At 34.3% G+C, this 21231-nt stretch carries 16 protein-coding genes and 1 other RNA gene; 2 read left to right on the forward strand and 15 right to left on the reverse strand.

Annotated elements, in window-relative coordinates; genetic code table 11:
* From CP357_RS00825 to CP357_RS00870, 9 genes are all read right to left on the reverse strand, one after another.
* Nucleotides 1–1056 (reverse strand): carbamoyl phosphate synthase small subunit, encoded by a 1056-nt coding sequence (locus CP357_RS00825; protein WP_025005676.1) that lies wholly within the window; start codon nucleotides 1054–1056, stop codon nucleotides 1–3.
* A 2-nt stretch (nucleotides 1057–1058) separates the two neighbouring features.
* Entirely contained in the window at nucleotides 1059–1970 is a 912-nt protein-coding gene (locus CP357_RS00830; protein WP_098036311.1) for an RluA family pseudouridine synthase, read from the reverse strand.
* The gene (lspA, locus tag CP357_RS00835; protein WP_025005674.1) at nucleotides 1963–2427 is read right to left on the reverse strand and encodes a signal peptidase II; all 465 of its coding nucleotides are present in this window, start codon (nucleotides 2425–2427) and stop codon (nucleotides 1963–1965) included. The genes CP357_RS00830 and lspA overlap by 8 nt, the downstream gene beginning before the upstream one ends.
* Nucleotides 2428–2433: 6 nt before the next feature.
* The gene (locus CP357_RS00840; RefSeq protein WP_025005673.1) at nucleotides 2434–4110 is read right to left on the reverse strand and encodes a formate--tetrahydrofolate ligase; all 1677 of its coding nucleotides are present in this window, start codon (nucleotides 4108–4110) and stop codon (nucleotides 2434–2436) included.
* Between the two features lie 455 nt (nucleotides 4111–4565).
* A complete protein-coding gene (locus tag CP357_RS00850; protein ID WP_098036312.1) occupies nucleotides 4566–5798 on the reverse strand; it encodes a metallophosphoesterase in 1233 nt (410 codons plus the stop codon).
* A 3-nt stretch (nucleotides 5799–5801) separates the two neighbouring features.
* Entirely contained in the window at nucleotides 5802–6926 is a 1125-nt protein-coding gene (locus tag CP357_RS00855) for a class I SAM-dependent RNA methyltransferase (RefSeq protein ID WP_098036341.1), read from the reverse strand.
* Nucleotides 6927–6993: 67 nt separating this feature from the next.
* An RNA gene (rnpB, locus tag CP357_RS00860) (RNase P RNA component class B) lies at nucleotides 6994–7363 on the reverse strand.
* Between the two features lie 26 nt (nucleotides 7364–7389).
* Nucleotides 7390–7806, reverse strand: a complete 417-nt coding sequence (locus tag CP357_RS00865; RefSeq protein WP_098036313.1) for a DivIVA domain-containing protein — start codon at nucleotides 7804–7806, stop codon at nucleotides 7390–7392.
* Nucleotides 7807–7896: 90 nt separating this feature from the next.
* Nucleotides 7897–8466: a DUF1273 domain-containing protein gene (locus CP357_RS00870; protein WP_087235528.1), complete on the reverse strand. Its 570-nt coding sequence runs from the start codon at nucleotides 8464–8466 to the stop codon at nucleotides 7897–7899.
* 63 nt (nucleotides 8467–8529) lie between these two features.
* Here CP357_RS00870 and recU point away from each other — a divergent pair, with 63 nt between their 5' ends.
* Together recU and CP357_RS00880 are read left to right on the forward strand one after the other, a co-directional pair.
* Entirely contained in the window at nucleotides 8530–9156 is a 627-nt protein-coding gene (gene recU / locus CP357_RS00875; protein WP_025005667.1) for a Holliday junction resolvase RecU, read from the forward strand.
* A gap of 2 nt (nucleotides 9157–9158) precedes the next feature.
* The gene (locus CP357_RS00880) at nucleotides 9159–11432 is read left to right on the forward strand and encodes a PBP1A family penicillin-binding protein (protein ID WP_098036314.1); all 2274 of its coding nucleotides are present in this window, start codon (nucleotides 9159–9161) and stop codon (nucleotides 11430–11432) included.
* A gap of 179 nt (nucleotides 11433–11611) precedes the next feature.
* On the opposite strand, the gene nth is transcribed toward CP357_RS00880, so the two are convergent.
* From nth to addA, 6 genes are all read right to left on the reverse strand, one after another.
* Nucleotides 11612–12232, reverse strand: a complete 621-nt coding sequence (gene nth / locus CP357_RS00885; RefSeq protein ID WP_098036315.1) for an endonuclease III — start codon at nucleotides 12230–12232, stop codon at nucleotides 11612–11614.
* Nucleotide 12233: 1 nt separating this feature from the next.
* The gene (locus CP357_RS00890; protein WP_098036316.1) at nucleotides 12234–12878 is read right to left on the reverse strand and encodes a DnaD domain protein; all 645 of its coding nucleotides are present in this window, start codon (nucleotides 12876–12878) and stop codon (nucleotides 12234–12236) included.
* Between the two features lie 85 nt (nucleotides 12879–12963).
* Complete coding sequence (asnS, locus tag CP357_RS00895; RefSeq protein WP_098036317.1) at nucleotides 12964–14262, reverse strand: asparagine--tRNA ligase; 1299 nt, start codon at nucleotides 14260–14262, stop codon at nucleotides 12964–12966.
* A gap of 54 nt (nucleotides 14263–14316) precedes the next feature.
* Nucleotides 14317–14814 (reverse strand): hypothetical protein, encoded by a 498-nt coding sequence (locus CP357_RS00900; protein ID WP_087235550.1) that lies wholly within the window; start codon nucleotides 14812–14814, stop codon nucleotides 14317–14319.
* The gene (locus CP357_RS00905) at nucleotides 14814–17597 is read right to left on the reverse strand and encodes a helicase C-terminal domain-containing protein (protein ID WP_098036318.1); all 2784 of its coding nucleotides are present in this window, start codon (nucleotides 17595–17597) and stop codon (nucleotides 14814–14816) included. The genes CP357_RS00900 and CP357_RS00905 overlap by 1 nt, the downstream gene beginning before the upstream one ends.
* 18 nt (nucleotides 17598–17615) lie before the next feature.
* Nucleotides 17616–21230 carry a helicase-exonuclease AddAB subunit AddA gene (gene addA / locus CP357_RS00910; protein WP_098036319.1) on the reverse strand — a complete coding sequence of 1205 codons (3615 nt, stop codon included), beginning with the start codon at nucleotides 21228–21230 and terminating at the stop codon, nucleotides 17616–17618.
* Nucleotide 21231 lies beyond the last annotated feature (1 nt).

Below are 21231 nucleotides of genomic sequence, written 5' to 3' on the forward strand. Positions count from 1 at the left end.
TTACTCCATCATTTGTAAAAAATAATCGAAAATTTCATCTGCATCATGGGATCCTGGGGCTCCCTCTGGATTAAAAGCGGTTGCTACTATCTTGTCTTTGATATTCCAAAATCCTGCATTTAATTCACTATGAAGATCAAAATATTCACGATTCATATTCATTTTTACGCTATCAGGTAATACTAATTGATCAATATTCATTGAAGTCTGCCAAATTGCATTAGTATTTTGCTCAATTACTGGATAATTAATTCCATTGAATTCCTGAGGTAACTGAACCAATTCAAAGTCTAAATAATCACTTAACACTAAGAAACCTAATCCAATTCCTAAGATTGGATATTTGCCATAAAAATGATCTAAAATCGGAGCAATTTTATCAACTATTTCCTCCGGTTTACCTGGTCCATTTGAAATAATGATTCCTTCAGGACGTAAGTTCTCAACATCCAGCGGACTAACATTATAAGGTAAAACGGTTGTGTTTACTTTTCTAAGAGACAAAGCTCTGAGCATAGAGTGCTTTAATCCTAAATCTAAAACTGCAACTGTTTTACCTACATTTGGGGATGCATAAGCATTTTTAGTTGAAACCATTGCCGATTTATTTTTAGGCAGAACTAATGCTTTAATTTGATCAAAAGCGTGTTCATCATTAGTATCCATGATTGAGGCCTTAATAGTTCCTTCTTCGATCAAACGATGAACAAGCGCACGGGTATCTACCTTAAAAATGGCAGGTATCTTTTTTTCTTTTAAAAACGAACTAAGATCTTCAAAATTTTCACTATCAGAAATATTCAAAGCAATATCATTAGCAATTATTCCCTTAACAGTAGGATCAATACTTTCATAGTCAATTGCATTGATCCCATTATTGCCGATCATTGGCGATGTGAAAACTAGAATTTTTCCAGCATTAGTAGGATCAGTTAATGCTTCTTGATAACCAAAATTAGTAGTTTGAATTGCTAATTCTCCGGTGGAAATAATACTTGCGCCAATACCTTCACCAGCAAAAGAGCTGCCATCTTCTAATATCAAATAACGTTTCATTTTTATTCACTTGCTTTTTCTAATTGGGCTAACATATCCTGAAATATCTTAGGTGGTTCAACAGTGAATTCTAGCCATTCTCCTGTCCGGGGATGCTTAAAGCCTAAAACTTTAGCATGCAAAAACTGGCCGTTCCCTTTTAAAGTTTTGCGTGGACCATATAATGGATCTCCCGCAACTGCATGTCCAATATAATCTAAATGTACTCTGATTTGATGAGTTCGTCCTGTCTCGAGTTGACATTGAATTAAACTATAGCCTTTGAATTGTTTGAGTACCTTAAAATGTGTAATAGCTTTTTTACCATTTTCTACCACTGCCATCTTCTTGCGATCATATGGATTGCGGCCAATTGGAGCATCAATGACACCATTTTCTTCACTAAAATTACCATGAACAATGGCCCAATATATTCTTTTGTTTGTCTTATGAGCTAACTGATCTTCAAGTGATTCTCTTGCTTGAGCATTCTTAGCAATCATCAACAAACCTGAAGTATCCTTATCAATTCGATGTACAATCCCAGGTCTAAAACCTTCGGGAGATTGTGCCAAATCTTTTGTGTGATAAAGAAGTGCATTCACCAAAGTATGATCAGGATGTCCTGGTGCGGGATGCACCACCATGCCCTGTGGTTTATTTACTACAATTACATCGTCATCTTCATAAACAATATCAAGTGGAATATTTTCTGGAACAATATCCAATGGTTTTACCGCTGGAACATTAATTTTAATTTTGTCGCCTGCTTGAATTTTATAAGATACTTTCTCTGCTTTTTGATTAACTAGGATTTCTTTTTCTTTAACTAATTCTTTTACTCTAGTTCTAGACAAATCAGGTACTTGCTCTGAGATAAATTTATCTAAACGTCCGTGCTCATCTTTAACTTGTAATAAATATTTTTTAGGCATTTTTATCATCCTTATCTGCAAAGAAAATTAAGTAAATAAATATAATGAGCACACCAGTGGTAATAGCAGAATCAGCAATATTAAAGATGTTAAAATTAATGAAATCAAGTTGAAGCATATCAACTACATACTTTAAATGAAGTCGATCAATGAAATTACCGATAATACCACCTAATACTAAGGCTAATCCCACGTCAAACAATGCATTTTTATACTTTTTATTGAACAAAAAATATAAACAAACTGCAATGGCAATAACGCTGATAGCGTAAAATAGCCACATTTGACCAGTTAAAATATTCCAAGCTGCACCATCATTTTGTAAATAATTAAATGATAAAATTCCCGGAATAATCTGATGAACTTCACCAACGGTATAATTGCTTACAATATAATTTTTTAATCCTTGATCTGCTAAAACTACAAATAATGAAATAAATAAATATAAAAATTGCATCTTTTATTAAAATAACCCACTAATCTTGCCATTATTATCAACATCGATATCCAAAGCTGCAGGATGCTTAGGCAAGCCTGGCATATCCAATACATGTCCCGTAGTTACAACAATAAAACGAGCTCCATTTTTCAAACTGATTCCTTTCACATGCAACTTGAAATCAGTTGGAGCACCTAATTGCTTCTTATCATCGCTAAACGAATATTGTGTCTTAGCAATAATTACTGGCAACTTTTCCTTGCCTAACTTGGTTAGCTCATTAATTTGTTTATCAGCCTTTTCTGTATATTCCACTCCGCTAGCATGATAAATTTTAGTAGCTACCTTTTCAATTTTGGTTTTGACATCGTCATCTTCATCATAAGTTGATACTACTTTAGCCTTACCAGAATCGGCTAAATCAATTACTGTTTGTGCAGCTTCAATTCCGCCTTTAGAGCCATCATCATGGTAAGTAACTACCTCAGCTGGAATATCTTGTTCTTCAACTAACTTTTTAAGCAAATCAAGTTCTGCCTCAGTATCTGTTGCAAATTGATTAATTAACACAACCACCGGCACATTATATGAACGCATATTATTCATATGACGCTCTAAATTCTTAAATCCAGCCTTCAAAGCAGCAAGATTTTCTTCATCCAGATTGTCGGTCTTTCCTAAAGCTTGATATTTAAGCGCACGAACAGTTGCAACAACAACCGCTGCATCTGGCTTTTTGTCCAAGTGGTTAGATACAAAATCCATAAACTTTTGACCACCGAGATCACTACCAAAGCCTGCCTCAGTTAAAACATAATCGCTTAAATGTAGGGCAAGATTAGTAGCAATAACCGAGTTAGCCCCATGTGCAATATTTGCAAACGGGCCACCATGAACTAGTGCAGGAGTATGCTCAAGCGTTTGAACTAAATTTGGCTTTAATGCATTAGAAAGTAATGCAGCAATTGCACCTTGAAAACCGAGTTGCTTAACATAAACTGGTTGATCATCTTTGGTATAACCAACAAGCATATCACCAATTCTAGCTTTCAAATCATCAATATCTGTTGCTAAACATAAAATAGCCATCAATTCATTGGCTACAGTGATTGCAAAACTTGATTTATGCTCAACGCCATTAAACTTAGAGCCTTGCCCAACTGTAATATTTCTCAAAGCACGATCATTAACATCTAAACCGCGTTTCAAAAGAATTCGTTCTGGATCAATATTTAAACTATTATCCTGATAAATATAGTTATCTACTAATGCAGCTAATGTATCAATCGCTGCAGTTAAAGCGTGCATATCACCAGTAAAGTGTAAATTAATGTCTTCCATCGGAATAATTTGTGCCATACCACCACCGGTTGCACCACCTTTAAGTCCAAAAACAGGACCCATTGATGGTTCACGCAGAGCAATCATTGTATTTTTATGCAATTGATTATTGATAGCATCACCTAAACCAATAGTAATAGTAGATTTTCCTTCTCCAGCTGGTGTTGGCGAGATAGAAGTTACTAAAATTAACTTTCCTAATTTTTTGTTTTGGGAAATGCGATTAATAGCTTGCCAATTGATCTTAGCCTTATCATAACCATATGGTTCTAGATCATCTTCTTTTAAATTAACCTTTGCGGCAATTTCATTAATTGGTAACTCTTTAGTTTCTTGTGCAATTTCAATATCTGATTTCATCTATGCTTATTCTTCTTTCTTGAAAAAACTAAAACAGAATAGCTTTGAAATTCACTTTTTAATCGATAAATTTCAAATATACGCCATTTTGCAATTAAAACTGGTTTACTTACCTTAATTTGAGTTCTGTATGGCAATTTAAGTAAATATTTATTTTTACTATTTTCGAAAAATGAATACAACCATGTATACACTAACAAAACAATAAAAATGAATCCGACTACCATTCCAGGAATATTAATTGCTTTATTTCCTTCATAACCCAAAATAAAAGCTGTCAACAGAACGATTAAAAGCCATGAGTAATAAATTACTCCAATTGTTCCTAAAAATATAAAATGCCGTTTAGATTTTAGAATTTAGATCACACCCTACATATCATTTATTCCTTTTCTTATTGTATCAAAAACCATCAAAATAAGAGAGTACGAAATAAATCATACTCTCTTTATTTATCAATATTTTATTTTTACTTGTAAATTACTATGATCACTGGTGTCATACAGAGTCTCTAAATATAGCCTATATTCAGGATGATGTTTAATTAACACTTGATAGGCCTTTGAAGAATGAATTTTATTCAATTCACTCGCCTTAATATGATTATGCCCAGTGAAAAAGTGATAATTCATCCAGCCAAACAATTTACCCATTGCTCGAACTAAATCTATATCGTCATGATATTTATTCAATTCACTCTGCATCATATCCGCAGAGATACTGCCTAATTGTAGATCCTTTAAATACTTATGAAAATGTTCTAAGGTATAATTTTCTTTTTCTTGGTCTGTCAGGTATCTTGTCATATCAAAATCACGTCTTACATATGTAATATGACGTGAATGAACGCGCACAACCCCATATCCTTGATCATTAGAACAAAAACTTGAAGTTACTACTTCAGTTGTAGGAGTTGTTTCTTGGGGACCCATAATATTTTGAGCATGAATGTGACCACTGAAAGCTAGTTTAACATTATATTGACTGCAAAGCCGCCTTAATTCAACTGCATCATCAACCACATATCCTTTATTTACAGCAGGATTATGAGCATATAAATTATGATGCATAAATAAAATCGGACGAAGTTGCTTTTTCTCCGCATACTGCAGCTGTTTTTTAATCCATTTAAGTTGGGATTTGCCGATCATTCCTCGCGTATGCGGAGCAGCCGTCGTTTCTTCTTTACCATATAAGTTGGAATCTGCCAATATCAAAAAATATTGTGGATTTAATTGCACACTATATGCCAAAGAACTATCATCCGTATCAACTGCTTGACGATAGGATTTAGCAAAAATTGAACGCCAAAACATTGGGCTAATTTCACCTGCATAAAATTGCTTTTTACCACGAAATTCTCTAGCCCAACCATCAAAAATATCGTGATTTCCTGGTATAACTAATACTTTCGTATGTTTTAATGGTCGAAAGATTTCGGCAAATTTTTCAGCTGATACTCTTTCACCATTAAAAGTAATATCGCCTGTGACAATAATTGCTGCAGGCTTTTTTCTTTGTGCCATTCGCATAAAAGCTGTTAGAGCAGTCTCTTGATAATATAAGTCCTTACCTTGACTAGTTTTTTGCATTTGTGAAAAAGCTTGTCCTTCATCATGCAAACTGTTTGCAATCAAATGCGTATCAGAAATTACCCAAAATTCAGTATTAAGATCCTTCGTAATCATTTTTTATCTTCTGTTTGCCCAATATTGATAGAAATCTACTCTTAAATTACCATTAAACAGCTTACGTTTCTTAGTAGCCTTTGCTCCAAAACATTTTTCAAAATTAGGATCAGCTGTTAAATAATATTGACTAAATGAGTCTAGTGGACGTAAAACTTCACCCATTTGCTTATATAATTCTTCAGCAGATTCTCGATCCTTAAGACGTTTACCATAAGGCGGGTTGGCAATAATAATTCCATTTTCTAAGTCAGTAGTAAAGTCTTTGACCGCTACTTGCTTAAAACGAATATCTTGTAAAACCCCTGCATTATGAGCGTTTAACTTAGCAACCTCAAGTACAGATTGATCAATATCACTAGCCCAAATAGGAGCGTCTAATGGTTTGACCTCTGCCTTAGCTTTTTCTAATGCAGATTTATGTAAATCGTGATTAAACCAATCGAAATTATCAAAAGCAAATTTTCGCCATGTTCCTGGTGCAATGTTTTTAGCAATTAAAGCCGCTTCAATTGCTAAAGTACCAGAACCTGTCATTGGATCAATCAGGGGATGCGTTCCGTTATACGGGGTCAATTTTAATAAACCTGCCGCAAAGTTTTCCTTTAATGGTGCGCCACCATGTTCTACTCTATATCCACGCTTAAAAAGACTTGCTCCAGTAGTATCCAAGGAAATACGAGCAATATTTTTATAAATGTGAACATCCAATGGATATTCACTACCAGTTTCTGGCAAGAAGCCACGTCTATGATATTGATCAATCATCTTATTGACGATAGCTTTCTTTACGATCGATTGTACATCTGGTTCAGAGTGAAGCTTCGACTTGACCGCACGACCTTGCACAGGAAACTTAGCATCTACTGGCAACAAATCTGCCCAATTGTAATCATAAACTTCATTAAATAGAGTATCAAAATCGGTTGCTCTAAATTCTTTTAACAAGATTTTGATTCTATCTGCAGTTCTTAACCACAAGTTAGTCTTTACAATATCTTCTTGGGTTCCCTTAAAAAACACACGTCCATTTTCGACTTTGGTCTTGTAACCCATACTTTGTAATTCTTTGTTTACAACGCTTTCAAAACCAGCGCCCATAGTTGCGTATAGTTGATATTCTTTCATTATTTCTCTTTCGTTAATTAAAAATAAAAAAAGAGCTGGACTCAAGCCCAACTCTGCCAATGTGAATCTCTATAAGCCACGTTTTGTTCCAGTAATTCTGGCAAAAATTACCTTCAGTAGTCATCTATCTTTATTGTCAAAGACAATAACCTGGTCTTTAGTTCATTTTCTTAGACCAAGACTCCCCCACCAAATTTGGGTTTCACGCTCGCAGGGTTTACCTCGTTCCACCAAAATCATTTCTAATTTTGCTTCGTCACTGTGGCACTTTTCAGGATAGTCATGCATGTCTTAAAGATTTAGCATTTTTTCCGCCGTAAGAGTTAAAAACTCTTCTCCAGCTTATTGAGCTGAATACGATCACTACAAGCATCGCAGCCTGTGCGTGCGTGGACTTTCCTCAGCTAGCATATAGCTAGCCGCGCCTACTCAAGATCCACACCGTTAACCATTATAGCAAAAATTAATGCTTTACACCATAAACATGTTGTTCAAGATTATAAACTTTTCTTTCTAAAGTTGAAATTCGTTGAATAATGGCCATGTTAGTTGAAATTTCGCCCTGATTATCATCATTATTATCCGCAAAATTAGGAACTGAGGCAGTTCTTCTATGAGTTGGGGTGTAAGTTTTTACTTTATCTTCCTTCTCTGTTTCAACTGTCTTCTTTTCCTTTTGTCTTTCGTCCATTATTTGACGTTGAAGTGTGCCAATTTGTCCATATAAATCTTCAATAATTTGTTGAAAATTCTCATAATCTGAAATAACTTCATCCAAATAAGCATCTACTTCGTCTGGATCATAACCTTTTACTTTACTCCTAAATTGCTTTTTTAGTATGTCTTGTGCAGATAGTTTAATATCATTTAAATTTGCCATTCTACTGACAACTCCTTTACATTCATTTTTATTTTAGCAAAAAGATAGCCTAGGTAAAACCAAGATTTCCATTTTTATAAAACTTTAAAATTATTCGGAGAAATAATTCTGTCGATGAGTCTCTTGATATTCTTCCGCTGCATCTTGTAAATCATAAAAATCAATTAAATCTAAGGGATATTCTTTAGTTTCTTGGTACTTTTGAATTAAATTATAATCATATTTTGGTTTGCCGGGATGCTCTGGGTCATAAATCATCAAAGCTCTATCAGTATGTTGAACCATAAAATTTTGATAATTACGTAATTGCACCGAATTTTGATAAGGTAGATTAGAAGTTGAAGCAAAAAAGTCGACGCGTTCTTTTAAGTTTAAAAACTTAGACTGATTATTTTCATTCCAGCGATCAGCAAACTTCTCATACGGGATCATAATAGAAGTTCGCACAGGAAACTTTTGACCCAATTCTAGTCCTACTTCTGCCGCCCATTGCTCGATTCCTAAATTTGCTCCCGTAATAATCCAGTCCAACTGGTCCTCTTCAAGCAAACTCTTAAAATAATTTCTTAAAGCGTACTTAATAACAGTAATTTTAGGGTCTTTATCACCAAAAACATTTAATTCATAACTACGATAACCAGTTACCCATAAACGCTGCATTAAAAGCCCCCTATATTCAAAAATCTAGTCTTTATTGCTATAATGCTAACAGGAGTGAAGTCAATGGTCAAATATCCAAGCGGCAGTTTAGCTGCATTTAGAAAACCTATTAAAAAGAAAGAAAATAGTACTCGTCGTCCATATACTCACCGGAAAGGCGTTAACTTTTCTGATCGTGGAATGACACTTGAACAACAAATTAATGAATCTAATAAATACTATTTGACTGAGGGTATCGCCGTAGTTCATAAGAAGCCTACCCCCATTCAAATTGTTAAGGTTGATTATCCTAAACGCTCTAAAGCTGTTATTCGTAAAGCTTATTTTAGACAAGCTTCAACTACTGACTATAACGGCGTTTATAAAGGATATTATCTTGATTTCGAAGCTAAAGAAACCAGAAATAAAACCAACTTTCCTTTAAAGAACTTTCATGAGCACCAGATTTTTCATTTGAGCGCATGTTTGAAGCAAAAAGGAATTTGCTTTACAATTATTAGATTCGCTAGTTTGGAACGATATTTTGTCACTCCAGCTAGCTTTGTAATTAATGCTTGGAGAGAAAAGGATAAAAGTTCTATGACTTTAAAAGAAATCGTGGACAATTCCTATGAAATCAAAAGCGGTTTTCGTCCTACACTACCTTATTTAAAAGCAGTTGATAAATTTATTGCAGATAGGGAAAGATAATCATGACAGAAAATAATATGAAACGTGAATCACGTAGAAATTATCATAAACGAAGGTCGATTAAGAATAGTTTAGGTATCAAAATCATTAAATGGTTTTTTCTAATAGTTTTGCTATTGATTGTTTCAGGTATTGGGCTATTTGCTTTTTATGCAAAAGATGCACCTAATATCAGTCAAGATCAATTGCAAAGTGGCGGTACGTCTAGTTTATATAATAATGATGGTAAGTTTTTGTTGTCACTTGGTTCTGAAAAACGAATTTACGTAAAAAATAAAGATATACCACAATTATTAAAAGATGCCGTAGTTTCCGTTGAAGACAAGCGTTTTTATAAAGATAAGCTTGGCGTAGATCCAATTAGAATCGTCGGTTCTATGCTTACTAATGCCAAAAGCAATAGTATTGCTGCTGGTGGATCTACTATTACTCAACAACTAGTTAAGTTAACAGTATTTTCTACTGCAGCATCACAACGTACCTTAAAGAGAAAGGCTCAAGAAGCTTGGCTAGCAGTTAAAGTACAACATGAATTCAGTAAAGACCAAATTTTAGAATTCTATATTAACAAAGTCTTCATGAATTATGGAAATTATGGTATGGGAACTGCTGCTAACTATTACTATGGCAAGCCACTGAAAAAGCTTGATTTAGCTCAAACTGCTTTAATCGCAGGGATGCCTAATGCTCCCGTTGCCTATGATCCTTACCTTTATCCTCAAAAGGCCCAATATCGTCGTAACATTGTTTTAAAAACTATGCTACAAAACGAAAAGATCACTAAAGATGAGTATAACCAGGCAATTAATGAACCAATTACTAAGGGGCTAAAAAAGCGTCGAGCAGATAACGAATCGAAGATTCGAAAGATCGATGATCCATACATCAAAGAAGTTATTTCTGAAGTTAAGAGCAAAGGTTTTGATCCTTATAATGATAATTTGAAAATCACTATTAATATTGATCAAAATGCTCAAAACAAACTCTATGAATTGGCAAATAATGGCTCTGTCCCATTCACAAACAATAAAATGCAAATTGGTGCTACAGTGATCGATCCTAATAATGGTCATGTTGTAGCAATTTTAGGTGGTCGACACTTGCCTTCAGTTCAATTAGGCTTAGACCGTGCTGTTCAAACTGGACGATCGACAGGTTCATCAATTAAGCCAGTATTAGATTACGCTCCTGCAATTCAATATTTGAATTGGTCAACTGCAAAGATGCTTGACGATAGCAAATATGTTTACCCAGGTACTAATATCCAACTTTATGATTGGGATAATAAATATGATGGCATGATGACTATGCGTAAAGCTTTGGAACAATCACGTAATGTTCCCGCTGTTAAGACATTAGCTGATGTTGGTGTTAAACATGCTTCTGCTTTTGCTCGTCGATTGGGCGTTAATGTCCCAGCCAATTCCGGATTATCAGTTGCTATTGGTGCTAATGCCTCTAGTTTGCAAATGACAGGTGCTTACAGTGCATTCGCAACAATGGGTATTTACCATAAGCCTCAATTTGTCTCTAAAATTGAAACACCTGATGGTTTAACTAGAAATTATGACTCTAACGGTGTTCGTGTTATGAAGAAGTCAACAGCATACATGATTACTGATATGCTGAAAGGCGTCATCAAACATGGTTCAGGTACTAATGCAAAGATTCCAGATCTTTATCAAGCTGGTAAAACTGGTACTGTTAAATATTCTGATGAAGATTTAGCAAAATACCCTGGTTATAATTCAACTCCTAAGGACTCCTGGTTTGTTGGTTACACTAGATCTTATACAATTGGTATATGGACAGGTTATGATAATTTAAAGGATGGTACTATTTCAGGTATTGGACAACAATCAGCTCAACTAATGTATAAGAGCATGATGTCTTACTTAATGAGAAATAAACCAAACTTGAATTGGGAACAGCCTAAATCTGTCATTCGTGCAAAAACTGGCGGCACTTGGCAATTATATGTTAGAGGTCATGCCCCTGCTGGTGTCAGTGATAGCGCGGCCAGTTACGATGAAGATGATGAAGAAACTGATACAAATAATGAGACCAACAATTCTGTTAATACAAACAATACTCAGTCTTCTTCTAGTGAAGCTGGTACTGCTCATCAATCAAGTAGAGTTGAAAGATCTCAATCTAGTCAAAGTAGTCGTGAACAATCATCATCTTCCGCTTCACATACTCAAAGTAGTAGGCCGACAAGAAATGAAGATAACGAAGATCATGAACAAAATCATGATGACTCTGATAAAGATTAATTGTTTAAGAGTAGACTGGCGTGTCTACTCTTTTTATTTGTCTGCCGAAACGTAGTGAAGGCAGACTTTGTTTTATGCATTTCAAATTTAGTAACAACTCACTATAATTATATCATTAACAAAAAAGGTTTATTTCTCTAAGCATTTTTGCAAATAGAAATAAACCTTTTTCATCTTAATTAATTCAAATATGAATATGGATCACCTTTGGCTCTGGCTGGCATTGTATATCTTCCAAATAGAATCATAGCATGATGCGTTTTAATCCATTCATTCTTAGGTAAAATTGATTCCAACCGTTGTTCAACTTCATGTGGTGTTGCCTTTTGATCAACAATATGAAACACCTTCGATATTCTTGATACATGCGTATCTACCGCAATTGCTGGAACTCCGTAACCTTCAGCTAAAACTACATTAGCAGTTTTCTCTCCTACTCCAGGTAACGTCATCAAAGTCTTCTTATCTTCAGGAATTTCACTATTATACTTTTCAACTAAAATTTGTGCAGTAGCTTTTAAGTGTTTGGCCTTTGAGCGATACAATCCAATAGTCTTAATTGTATTTTCAATCTCTTCAATTGGAGCATTGGCTAAAATTTCAGGAGTAGGAAATTTTTTAATAAAATCAGGCATAACCCGATTAACCATTTTATCGGTCGTCTGTGCACTCATCATTACCGCACACAACAAATGAAAAGTAGTATCCCATTGCAATTCGCCTTTAGCATCAGGGTACATTGCTAAAATTCTTTTTAAAACACTACGTGCTTTATCATCGCTTAATAAATCTTCTGCCATCCTATCTGTTCCTCTTTAAAAATCTCTCAATTTCATCAACGGTTTTTAAGTTATGCCGCTGCCAATTAAGTAAAACTCGATCAATATATTTCAAAGAATAAGCCTGAGACAACACAGCTTCTCTCAGAGCCAATTCTATCACTTCAGGAGTATATTGATCCACACTTAGCCATTGAGCGATCTCTTCCCTCTCAATTGGGCTCAGATAACGTCCAAACTCTACCTCAACTTTACGAGAAAGATAATTTAACGGATTATTATCTAAATCATCTACAACGGATACAGTCTTTTCTCTCTTCTTATCTTTGATTAATATATTCTGATCTATATATTGATCTATAGCATCATACAATTTATTTAAGCTATATCTATTACCAATTTTATCTTGATTATCTTTTACTTGCTCAATAGTTAAATAATCTCGATCAATTAGTCTTTGAATAATATTGCCAACATCTGCTACCGTCAAATTAGTATTAGCCGCTATTTTTTCGTTCGAGGGGAACGACTCTCCACGCTGACTAAAAGCTTCCAGTTGAATAATTAACAATAACTCCGCATCACTAATATTAAGTTTAGAATAGTACGCAATTAAGCCATTTTGTAAGGTGGTAAAACCTAAAGCGCGATAATCATTAAATTGCAAGGCAGATTTCCTTTCCAAAAATAAAAGTTGAACTAATAAATAGTCCAACTTTCGGTTTATATATTCATAATTGTCGATGCAATTATTAAGGTTGCATTCTGTTAATCAATCTTGGGAATGGAATTGCTTCACGAATATGGTCAAGGTGACATACCCAAGCAATAGTACGTTCAAAGCCCATACCGAAGCCTGAGTGAGGAACACCACCAAATTGACGTAAGTCAAGGTACCATTGATAATCTTCAAGGTTAAGACCAGCATCAATAATTTGTTGCTTCAACACTTCGTAGTTACCTTCACGTTCTGATCCACCAAAGATTTCACCGTAACCTTCTGGTGCAATAACATCAGCACATAAGTATTCCTTTGGATTATCAGGATTCTTCTTCATGTAGAATGGCTTAATTGAGGTTGGGTAGTTTACGATAAATACTGGACGGTCATATTGTTCAGAAATGTAACCTTCATCAGGTGCACCAAAGTCATCGCCCCACTTAAAGTCACGACCTGCCTCTTGAAGCATCTTAACAGCATCATCATATGGAAGACGAACAAAGTTACCTTCGGTAGTTGGACGAAGCTTTTCAGGATCTCTACCTAAAATCTTCAATTCGTATTCATTCTTGTCTAATACTTGCTTAACCATGTAAGCTAAGTATCTTTCTTGTAAGTCTAATGATTCATCTTGGTGCATCCAAGCCATTTCGGGTTCCATCATCCAGAATTCAGTCATGTGACGGCGACCCTTTGATTCTTCCGCTCTAAATGTTGGACCAAAAGTAAAGATCTTGCCATAAGCCATAGCACCAGCTTCACCGTATAATTGACCAGATTGTGATAAGTAAGCATCATGGTCAAAGTATTCAACGTGGAATAATTGAGTAGTACCTTCTGGAGCTGAGTGCATGAAAATTGGTGCATCAAACTTAATGAAGCCTTCCTTTTCAAAGAAGTCTACAGTAGCCTTAAACATAGTGTTTCTAATTTGCATAATTGCAAATGGCTTCTTTGATCTTAACCATAAGTGACGGTGGTCAAGTAAGAAGTCAACACCGTGTTCCTTATTACCAATTGGGTAGCTTTCATTGTTTGAAACTACCTTTAAATCAGTAATTTGGATTTCATAGCCAAAGTGAGAACGTGCATCTTCGTGAACAGTACCAGTAATGTAGAAGCTGGCTTCTTGTCTAAGAGTCTTAGCAGCTTCAAAAACTTCTTCTGATACGTCATTCTTACGAACTACCCCTTGGAAAAATGCAGTACCATCACGTAATTGCAAAAAGATAATCTTTCCGCTTGATCGTTTATCTGTAAGCCAAACATGCATTTTCACTTTTTCATCAACATGTTTAGAAGAATCTTTAATTGAAATCAATTCTGTCATAAAATTCCTATCCACCTTTTTATCATTTATACAATGTACATGATACCAAAGTTTCTACAAATTATCGACTTCTGAGATATCATTTCCATCTTTAAATTCATATAAAGTATAACCTAGATTGCCATTTTGTTTTTTATAGGCAACTTCCCAAACAGCTTCACCTTTGTACCAACCAAGATTAATATGATTAATTGTAGCATCAGAATGAGAGGATTTAAACTTATTTTTAATATAGGTTTCAGATACTCCTTTATTTGCTGGATATAAATATGCTTTTTTAGAGTTAGGCAAATAAACAAAATAATAGCGTTTGCCTTTTTTCCCGGTTCCAGTAATAGCATAACTACTAGTTCCTCTATCTAAATGATAGTAGCTTTGAATATTCTTAATTGGAGTTTTAGTCCGGGCTATTTCTGCAATTTTTTGATCATTACCTCGACTGCGAGACCCCGCATAATAAAAGATTAAAATGCTAGCCACAAAAGCAATTATAACAATCCCGATTACCCATGATATAAATTTTAACGTTTGTCTCGTATCATCTTGTATCATCATTTTTTCTTATTTTCTAATTCTTTTAATTTCTCTTTTGTAACTCTTTCTACCTTAACAGGAATTGCCTGTAAGAACGCCTTGCCATATTCTTTAGACCATAATCTAGGATCCAAAATAATATATTGTCCATGATCTTTTTCACCACGAATTAAGCGCCCCATTCCCTGTCTGAATCTAATAACAGCTCGAGGGAGGCTATCCTTTTCAAAGACGTTAATCCCTTGATCTTCTAGTTTTTTCTGTCTTAAACGAACTTCTGGCTGATCTGGGGATTCAAATGGCAATCGTGCTGCAAATACAGTATCAATACCACAATCATGAAAATCGATTCCTTCCCAAAAACTATCAGCACCAATAATAATCGCTTTTTTAGCAATTACAAATCTTTTTGCAATTCTATTATTAGAACCCGATATTCCTTGGGCCAATATTTCGAAATCTTTTAATTCTGGGGAATTCATAATAGCCATGAATACCGTTCGAATTTTTTCTAGATTAGTCATTAACACTAGGACGTGGTTTTTATTTGTAAGATCGTTAATTAAAATTTGCTCAATATCATCTTCATACGCTTCACTATCTGGATTAGGCATGTTATTAACCGAGATTACTTGCAAATGCTTCTTAATGTTAAATGTGCTTTTGCCTATGTATTCAACTACAGCCATATTTTTTAAAGCCAGCTGGTTAACAGCATAATCAAAATTATGGTTACTGGTTAATGTAGCACTGATAAAAGCAATATGGTCAAAGCGACTATAAATTTGATTAAGCACTTCTTCAGCATCTAACATCAGCCAATCTAAGTTAGTGCTTAAAGGATCATCCGGATTAGTAACCATCAATATAAACCCATCTTGATCCAAATTTTGCGAATCAGATAATATATCTGCTAATTGATAACTCTTTTCAGAATAATAATCTAAACGATCAATTTGTTCAGTAATTTCACTCAGCAGAGTCTCAGTATTGGTCAGAATTTGTTCTTGCTCATGATAAAGTTCAAACAAAACCTGATTGGTTAATTCTCTAACTTCCTCTAATTTTTGTTGGAACTTAGATAATAATTGCTTAAATTGACTATTTTTATTAAATAAGCCTTTTCCTTGAAAACTTAATTCTAAAGTTCCATTAGCCAAAAATGACCTATTGACTGCATTATCGTTTTGAGCGTATAAATCCTTTTGTAAATCATTAATACATTGAATCAATTCTAGAATCTGTGGATCAAGCTTTTTTAATAAAAAGTTGAGTTGCACATTATCATTAAATTGATTTTCTACACCATCATTAGAAAAATAAAGCAGGTTGCGTAAATGACTTAATACACCCCATAAAGCTTCAAAGCGTAATGAATCATTACGTGAACTAATAACGTTTTCAGTAAAGCGATGTGCTTCATCAACTACTAAATATGGGTTTTGCCCCCAAATAGTGTCCATATAATGATTAGCCAAATAAGCATGGTTAGTAACTAATATATCAGCCTCTTCCTGGCGCTTTCGTGCAAGATTCCAGAAATCTACACTAGCAAAACGACTACCTACTCTTGCATCCCCCGGGTGTTGAATCTGTGCAAACAACGGAGCATTATAGTTAGTCAAATTTAGCTCATCTAGATCACCAGTTTTAGTTTCCGTAAGCCAAACTAAGATCTGCATCTGTAATACAAGAGTATTTTTATTCGGCGTACCTTGAAAAATCGTTTGTACAAACCCATCTAAATCTAAATAATGACTGCTGGATTTAACGACCTCAGCTGTTAAATCTAATTTAGTAACCTTTAAAAGCTGAGGTATCTCATGCTCCATTATCTGCTCTTGTAATACCTTGGTTGGTGTAGCTACTACTAGTTTTCTACCCGAATAAAGTTGATACGCATATGAAAACAAATATGAGAAAGTCTTTCCAGTTCCATTAGGCGCTTCAATTATCATAGCTCGTTTATCGGGATTATTAATAAATTGATGTAAATGGTTAATTAAATCTACCTGAGCACGACGAAAATGCAATTTACCTTTAAACAAATTCTTCTTTTCATCATCAGTTTTTGGAAAATGAGCATTCTCTCCATGACGATCTAATTGATCATTCTGTTTTTGTAAAATAATATTGCGAACCTGCATATAGCTTGAGCCCAGTGGTCGTTTTTGCTTACGCAGATTATCTGCAATTGTCGCAATTACCCAAGATGTATCTCTAATTAAACTTGCTGATAAAGAGCTCAACGTATTCAAAGTTGCCTGAGGAAGACTCTCTAATTTATGAATAATTTTAATTAATAAAATGGCGGTCCCGTATGCATCTGAATCAGCCTTATGAGGATTAAGATGTTTAATCTTAAGTTGAGCAGTTAGATCACTCAACTTATATGAAGGCAATGTAGGAAAAGCAATCTTAGCTAATTCCACTGTATCAATTGCCTTATTAGTCAAAGCCTCATAGCCATGTTGTACTAATTCATAATTTAGAAAAGGTAAATCGAAATCAACATTATGCGCTACGAAAACCGTATCTTTTAAAATCTCTACTATCTTCGGTGCATAAACAGAGAAATCATCTTTCCCTTGTACATCTTCATTATGAATACCAGTCAGATTAACTACAGACTGGGGAATTTCACGATGAGGATTAATCATAAATGAATATGTCTTAACCACCCTCATATTTTTGATAATTGCACATCCGAACTGAATAATATGATGGCCTTTTTCTCGCTGCGTTCCTGTAGTTTCTAAGTCAACAACAGCAAAGGTATCTTTTGCAAAAATCTTTGCCATCTTTTTCCTTCTTTCTAACTACTTAACCTCAACTACTTGTTTTGCATCAAGCAGAATTAAATATTTGCCAATAACTTTCTTTTCACTAAATTCATTTAACGCTTGTTCATACAAACGAAGCTGACCAGTATATTTTTCTTTAATTAATTCAATTGATTTATCAATATTAGATTTATTCACATGATCAGTTTTGTAATCAAACAAAATGATACCATTCTTTGCTACAAAATAACCATCAATTGTACCGTGAACCAAAATTTTAGAATCTGGATCACTAAAATCCTTAAATAAAGTTCTAGCTGAAAGCAAACTAGAAAAATCAACTTCTCGCTTTAAATTATCTGGCTCTTTCCAAAAAGCTTTGGCAAAATCACTATGAACAAACCAGTCAATTTGGTCCTTCTTTAAGCTCGAAACAATATCTGGATTCAATTTCTTTTGTTCAATCAACGTTTCTATCTCTTGATCTAAATTATCTGCACTATCATTCGTGTAATCATAATACTGCAGGATTAAGTGAGTAGCCGTACCGATTTCTGCTCCTGTAAATTTTGTTTGATACAAAAAATTAGGCTTGGTATCAATTGGTTGCAAATAACGATTAGTAGAAGTTAATAAATGTGAATTCTCTAATTCAGCATCTATTGGATCATTAAATGCTTTTTTGATTTCAGAAACCGCTTGATAAGCCGTAGTTTCACTTGCATCTTTGAAAGGATAATCAAATTGATAAAGCTGGTTGACTGTCTGCGTTAGCAAATTAAGCTTACTTGTATTTTCCTGCTGCTTATTATCAGTTTCTTCTTTTTCAGTAAATTTAATATCTTCATCCTGATAATCAATAAACAAGATCTTTTGACTTTGATCGATTGACTTAGTAACATCACTCAATTTAATAGCCACATGTCGATCAAATCTTAATGAAGGTCCTATAAAACTTAAAGGACTAGTAGCTGATAATTTATTAATTAATGGCAGTTGACCAGCATGATTCAATTCCGTCGACCATTCTTTTACCTTTTTGTTAAAGCTAGGAACATCACCTACCAAAATCAATTTTTGCTTTGCTCTAGTTAAAGCCACATAAAGAATACGTGCTTCTTCTTCAAGCAATTGCTGTTTTTTAGTAATGTTCCCCATTGCCTTAACTAGTGAGTCTACACGATAATGCTTTTCTCTTAAGGTAATCCCCATACTATCAGAGTTAATAATATAATTACCATTTAAATCGCGCATCTGATAATGGTGCTGCATCCCTACATAGAAAACAATTGGAAACTCTAATCCCTTAGAACCATGAATCGTCATTAATCTAACAGCATTACCAGCTTCTTTAGTTAAAAGTGGCTGTGCTAAATCTTTTTGACTACGTCTCATTCGATCAATGAAGTTAATAAATTGATATAGTCCTTTAAATCCTGCACTTTCATATGAAGAGGCTCTTTCATATAGTGCTTCTAAGTTAACTCGCCGCTGCTCACCATTAGGCAATGCCGTCATTATCTCTAATAAATTAGTACGCTCATATATGCTCCAAATTAATTCCGATATTCTATGGGTCGTGGCAAAACTACGCAATTCTGCTAACTGATTTAAAAAGTTTTTACACTTTTTACTTAACTCATCGTTAGTACCTATATATGAAGTAAGTGCACTATAAAAGTTGCTATTTTTACTCTTAATTCTAATTCTGGCTAGCTCTTTTTCATCAAAATTGAACAGTGGAGAACGTAATACTGTTACTAATGGAATATCCTGATCAGGATTATCAATTATTTTTAAATAATTCATCATGACAGTTAATTCAAAAGTTTGAAAATAGTTTTCTGCATCAGTAACAAATAATGGAATATCTTGCTTAGCAAATTCTTGCATAATTTCCAGATTATCACTACGACTTCTAGTTAAAATAGCAATATCACTATATTGCATATCTCGCATTTTACCAGTATTACTGTCAAAAACCTGAACGTGTTCTTCTTCTAACTGCTTAATCCGAGCAAGTACCATTTGAATTTCAGAAAAGTCTATCTCACTTTCATCTTTATTAGTGCCGTTTTTCTTTTCATGAATAATCACTTCACTTGCTTGAGGCAGTGATTTGGGATAATATTTCGCCCCAAAAACTAGCTGCCCTTCTTTTTGATAATCAATCCCACCAAAATCAGTACTTAAAATGCTCTTAAACACTAGGTTAACTGTTTCTGTTACTGGCTCGGTTGATCTAAAATTATCTGACAACAAAATCCGTTCTTCATGTTCATTCTGTTCTTGGGCAAATTGATGATATTTTTGTAAAAACAGACTTGGTTCAGCTTGTCTAAATCCATAAATTGACTGTTTTACATCCCCCACCATGAAAAGAGTGTTCTTTTCCTCATTTTTAATTTGCTGAATAATTCTTTCCTGCAGAGCATTAATATCCTGATATTCATCAATCAGAATTTCCTTAAACTTATTTTGATAAAAATCGCGCGCCATTTGGGAACTAGACGTATCTTGACTTAAGATTTGATAAGCTAATTGCTCCATATCACTATAATCAAGCAAATTTTCATTACGTTTTAACTGATTAAAGCGTTCAATTAATTTAATTTCAGCAGCTGAAATAGCACTGACAATCTTTTGCCCGTCTTGCATAATCTTGATCTGCTCTTTTTCAGCTACCGCAAAAAATGAAGTAAAGGTATCGAATACCTGACTCTTCGATTCATCTTTTAAAGCTTGGATTTCTTCATAAAACTCTACCAGGTCTTCATCCCATTTTTTCGATTTACGAAAACTAATTGTAAATACGCAGCTTCTTAATAAATCCCTCTGCTTATCATAATCAGCATCTTCTTTAACCGCTTGGACAAAATTATCTATATTTTGTGCAAACAGCGTGAATGACTCTTTTACCTTAGCCAATTCCTTAGTTTCCATCACAGCTTGTGATAAATAAGATGCTATCTTGTCCTGTAATTCCGAGAATTTAGCCACAATATACGGCTTAATTTGTTTTTGCCAAATCTTTGATTCCACAACACTGTCTTCAATATCATAAATCTGTGGCAATTGTTTAAGCCAAGCGCGATATTCTGGTTTTGCCATAGCAAAATTGTATAAATCTAATAGCAAATCACGAGGACTATCTGCATCCCGATCACCAGCGAAATTATCATAGAAATGTCTAAAAGCTTGATCCTTATTAGTTAACATTTCCCCTTCGATCTCACGCAAAGCACGTTCTTTCAACAAGGCAGCTTGCGTATCATCAGTTAAGATCGTAAAACTAGGATCTAACTCAATTGAATAATAAAAGCGATGAATTACATCCAAACAAAATGCATCAATAGTTGAAATATTAGCGGTATCTACCTGATTTAACTGCTCACGCAAATATCTATGATTAACTCCAGGTTTGGCTAATTCTTTAGTTAAAGCAGCTTTAATTCTGATCTTCATTTCTTCGGCTGCGGCTTTGGTAAAAGTCACAACTAATAATTCATCTACTCGCGTACCTGCTAAAATTTCTTTTAAAACACGCTCAACTAAAACAGTAGTTTTACCACTACCGGCAGATGCGGAAACTAAAATATCATGCCCTTGATCATTAATTGCTTTTTCTTGTTCTTTTGTAAATTGTGGCAAA

The sequence above is a fragment of the Lactobacillus sp. UMNPBX6 genome (assembly GCF_002553975.1).
Classification (GTDB): domain Bacteria; phylum Bacillota; class Bacilli; order Lactobacillales; family Lactobacillaceae; genus Lactobacillus; species Lactobacillus gallinarum.

Bases quoted from the DNA above. Each gene is read 5' to 3' on its own strand.
- CP357_RS00825 (WP_025005676.1), bottom strand. From the start codon at position 1,056: ATGAAACGTTATTTGATATTAGAAGATGGCAGCTCTTTTGCTGGTGAA.
- CP357_RS00830 (WP_098036311.1), bottom strand. From the start codon at position 1,970: ATGCCTAAAAAATATTTATTACAAGTTAAAGATGAGCACGGACGTTTA.
- lspA (WP_025005674.1), bottom strand. From the start codon at position 2,427: ATGCAATTTTTATATTTATTTATTTCATTATTTGTAGTTTTAGCAGAT.
- CP357_RS00840 (WP_025005673.1), bottom strand. From the start codon at position 4,110: ATGAAATCAGATATTGAAATTGCACAAGAAACTAAAGAGTTACCAATT.
- CP357_RS00850 (WP_098036312.1), bottom strand. From the start codon at position 5,798: ATGATTACGAAGGATCTTAATACTGAATTTTGGGTAATTTCTGATACG.
- CP357_RS00855 (WP_098036341.1), bottom strand. From the start codon at position 6,926: ATGAAAGAATATCAACTATACGCAACTATGGGCGCTGGTTTTGAAAGC.
- CP357_RS00865 (WP_098036313.1), bottom strand. From the start codon at position 7,806: ATGGCAAATTTAAATGATATTAAACTATCTGCACAAGACATACTAAAA.
- CP357_RS00870 (WP_087235528.1), bottom strand. From the start codon at position 8,466: ATGCAGCGTTTATGGGTAACTGGTTATCGTAGTTATGAATTAAATGTT.
- recU (WP_025005667.1), top strand. From the start codon at position 8,530: ATGGTCAAATATCCAAGCGGCAGTTTAGCTGCATTTAGAAAACCTATT.
- CP357_RS00880 (WP_098036314.1), top strand. From the start codon at position 9,159: ATGACAGAAAATAATATGAAACGTGAATCACGTAGAAATTATCATAAA.
- nth (WP_098036315.1), bottom strand. From the start codon at position 12,232: ATGGCAGAAGATTTATTAAGCGATGATAAAGCACGTAGTGTTTTAAAA.
- asnS (WP_098036317.1), bottom strand. From the start codon at position 14,262: ATGACAGAATTGATTTCAATTAAAGATTCTTCTAAACATGTTGATGAA.
- CP357_RS00900 (WP_087235550.1), bottom strand. From the start codon at position 14,814: ATGATACAAGATGATACGAGACAAACGTTAAAATTTATATCATGGGTA.
- CP357_RS00905 (WP_098036318.1), bottom strand. From the start codon at position 17,597: ATGGCAAAGATTTTTGCAAAAGATACCTTTGCTGTTGTTGACTTAGAA.